Origin of the sequence: Arthrobacter sp. H20 (assembly GCF_000520515.1) — a bacterium.
Lineage (GTDB): Bacteria > Actinomycetota > Actinomycetes > Actinomycetales > Micrococcaceae > Arthrobacter_D.
Window position 1 is genome coordinate 61,293 of sequence record NZ_KI914717.1, and the last position, 3,436, is coordinate 64,728.

Annotated in this window: 3 protein-coding genes; 1 reads left to right on the forward strand and 2 read right to left on the reverse strand. The window is 62.0% G+C overall.

The features are described 5' to 3' along the window. Positions 1 to 37: 37 nt before the first annotated feature. Together Y703_RS0105230 and Y703_RS0105235 are read right to left on the reverse strand one after the other, a co-directional pair. Positions 38 to 1,045: an ABC transporter permease gene (locus Y703_RS0105230; protein WP_026551866.1), complete on the reverse strand. Its 1,008-nt coding sequence runs from the start codon at positions 1,043 to 1,045 to the stop codon at positions 38 to 40. Continuing rightward, entirely contained in the window at positions 1,042 to 2,574 is a 1,533-nt protein-coding gene (locus Y703_RS0105235; protein WP_155849412.1) for a sugar ABC transporter ATP-binding protein, read from the reverse strand. The genes Y703_RS0105230 and Y703_RS0105235 overlap by 4 nt, the downstream gene beginning before the upstream one ends. 116 nt (positions 2,575 to 2,690) lie before the next feature. On the opposite strand from Y703_RS0105235, the gene Y703_RS18105 reads away from it, so the two are divergent. Next, positions 2,691 to 3,436: ROK family transcriptional regulator (locus Y703_RS18105; protein WP_155849415.1), on the forward strand; the 746-nt coding region annotated here is incomplete at its 3' end.

Sequence of the window (3,436 nt, forward strand, 5' to 3'; positions counted from 1 at the left end):
ACCTTGTTCCGGGTTCCCTGCGCGTTCTGCGTGGCGCTCATGCCGATACCCTGCGGGTTGCTGTGGCGGGCGTTCTATCAAAGCGCGCGGGGCGGGTGATCACCGTGCGGCGGGCGTAGACGGCTACGGCAATCACGATCACCAGTCCTCGCACCACGTCTTTCAGGAAGGGGTTGATCTGCATGACGCTCATGATGTTGTCCAGCATCGCGAAGATCAGCACTCCGCCGAGTGTTCCCACCAGCGACCCTTTGCCGCCGGCGAGCAGCGTGCCGCCAAGGACGACCGCTGCGATGGAGAGCAAGTCATACCCGCCCTGCGACCCGATGGTGGGGCTTCCTACGCCGAGACGGGCTGCCAGTAGCAAACCAGCCAGGCCGGCCATGACCGAACAGAGGACGTGCGCCGTGATGATGGGGGTGCGGGTGCGGATTCCCGACATCCGGGCGACGCCGAGATCGCCGCCCACCGCGTAAATATGGTGACCCACCCGGGTGCGGTTCAGCATTACCAGGACCAGGCCGGCGGTGACAAGCATGATCAGCGTCGAGATGGGGATGGGCCCCAGCCCGGTTGCACCGATCAGTCGGAAGGACAGGGGCACTTGCCCGGAACTGCCCTGGTAGTTGGTGGCGAGATAGCCGCTGACGATCAATCCCATGCCGAGGGTAGCGATGAAACCGTGTACTTTCAGCCCCGAGACCACCAGGCCGTTCGCCAGTCCAATCAGGGCTGAGACAGCGAGTGCGGACAGCACTCCGGGAAGCACATTGGCGCCCTGGTTCGCCATGATACCCGCTGCAATCAGGCTGGACAGACTGATCACGTAGGGCACTGAAAGATCAAGGCTTCCGACCAGGATCACCAGGGTCTGCCCGATGGCGATGAACCCGAGCACACTGGTTCCAGTGAGGATGTCCGAAATATTGCCGGTGCTGAAGAAGCTGCGCCCCACCGACCCGACCAGCACTGTGCCGACGATGATGGTTAGTAGCACTACCAGGTACACAATGTGGGTCGACGTCAGCCTCGAAAGCCGGTTCATGATGGTGCCTCCTCGGTTCGTGCGCCGGTAGCCAGCTGCAGAACCTCCTCCTCGGTTGACATCGGGGACAGCTCCCCGGCGATGAGGCCGTCCCTCATAACCAGCACCCGGTCGGACATGCCGAGAACCTCAGGTAGTTCACTGGAAACCATGAGGATGGCTTTGCCGTCGGCGGCCAGCGCTCGCATTAGGTTGTACACGGCTACCTTTGCTCCCACATCGATCCCGCGGGTGGGTTCGTCCAGCAACACCATCCGGGGCGCAATGGCAAGCCATTTGGCTAGAACCACTTTCTGCTGGTTCCCACCGGATAGGTACTGGACCTCCTGATCAAGGTCACGGGCGATCACTTCCAGGGAAGAAAGCACCCCGGGGGTGTCGCGCCGTGCCTGAGCGGTGCGGTTCGGAAACACTGAGCGGATCACGCTGAGGGCGTTGTCCAGGATTGACTGGTTCAGGCTCAGCCCCTGCGATTTGCGGTCCTCGGTGATGAGAGCGATCCTGCTTCGAATAGCTGCTCGGGTGGTCCTAGCTGTGTAGGGCTGGCCAGCGAGACGCATGGTGCCCCGGGTGAAGGGGGCGGCACCGAAGATGGCTTCCACCAGTTCAGTGCGCCCTGAACCCTGCAGCCCGGCGATGCCTACGATCTCACCGGTGCGCAGGGTGAGACTGATTGAATCGAGCTGGTCGTTGCCGGCGTTGGTCACTTCCAGCAGAGGCTCCCCAATAGTGGTGCCGGGATCGGCTTTAGGGAAATAGGCGGAGATGGGGCGGCCGACCATCAGGCGCACCAGTGAGGCATCATCCATTGACGACGCCGGTTGGGAGCCGACAACCTCGCCGTCCTTAAGAACTGTGATCGTGTCGCAGAGATCGAAGATTTCCTTGAGCCGGTGCGATACGTAGAGAATTGCGACGCCGCGCTCTTTCAACCGCCGGATGATTCCATAGAGCAGGTCAACTTCGGGACCGGCGAGGGCCGCTGTCGGCTCGTCCATTGAAATGATCCGCGCGTCATAGCTGACTGCCTTGGCGATCTCAACAATCTGCTGTTGGGCCACCGACAGGTTACTCACTGGGGTGGATGGCTGGATGCTGCTGATCCCCAGCTGGTTCAAGAGTTCGGCAGTGCGCTCCAGCATGGCCGCCTTGTTCACCAGGACGCCGCGGCGCGGTTCTCGTCCCAGATAGATATTCTCGGCGACGGTGCGGTCGGGGAGGAGGTTGAATTCCTGGAAGACCGTGGACAACCCGGCCTCGTGGGCCTGGGTGGGATGCGAGAAGTTTACTGCTGTCCCTGCGAGGTCGATGGTTCCGCTATCCCGATGGTGAACCCCTGCCAGCAGCTTCATCAATGTGGATTTACCTGCGCCGTTCTCACCGACCAGGCCATGGACCTCGCCGGCGTGCAGCTGCAGCGAGACGTCCTTCAGCACCTGAATGCCAAAAAAGCTCTTCGACAGTCCAGCGACGCTCAACACTACTGAGGCGCTGTCCAGAGGCGCTGGGGAGAAGACATCTTTATCCACCTGCTCACTGTGACATAAAACTCGTACTTTTGTCGAGGATCAAACAAAAGTATCTGGTTGTGCATCACTTAGTAGTTGGCGAGACAGGCATAAGTGGCTCGTGGTTTACTGAAACCGTGTTGAAAATTGAGTCCGACAAGCAGGCCCGTACCTCGGCTCTGCCTGCCCCCGGAGCCAGCGAGGTATTCCAACTGCTCCGTGATGGGCAGCCGCGGACCCGGGCGGAATTGGCTCAGCTCACCGGGCTGGCCCGCTCGACTGTGGCGTCCCGGGTTGAAACGTTGATGACTCTCGGTCTCGTAGCGCCCTACGGGGGTGCCGTCTCCACTGGCGGGCGGCCGCCGTCGTTGTTCGCCCTCAACCCCGGAGCGCGGGTGGTGATTGGTGCTGATATCGGAGCCACTCACGCACTGGTGATCCTGACAGACCTCTCGGGAGCTGAGCTGGCCAGCGCGCGGCAGTCATTGACCATCTCTGATGGGCCGGAGGCGGTGCTGGGCTGGTTGGTCGAAGCGATCGGCGCCCTGTTGCTTGAGGCCCAGCGGAGCGCTACCGAGCTCGCAGCAATCGGCATCGGGTTGCCCGGGCCCGTGGAACACGAGACGGGCCGCCCCATCAACCCGCCGATCATGCCCGGTTGGGACCGTTTCGACGTGCCAGGGCTGGTGCAGCGCAGCTTCGACGTGCCGGTACTCGTGGACAACGACGTCAACATCATGGCCCTCGGCGAGCTGAGCAGCAACTGGCCGGACACCACCGATCTGATGTTCATTAAGGTGGCCACCGGGATCGGTGCCGGAATCATCTCCGGAGCAATGCTGCAGCGCGGCGCGCAGGGCACGGCGGGGGACCTTGGCCATGT

What these genes read in the sequence shown, in the direction of transcription:
- Y703_RS0105230 (WP_026551866.1), bottom strand. Translation starts at nt 1,045, where the DNA reads ATGAACCGGCTTTCGAGGCTGACGTCGACCCACATTGTGTACCTGGTA.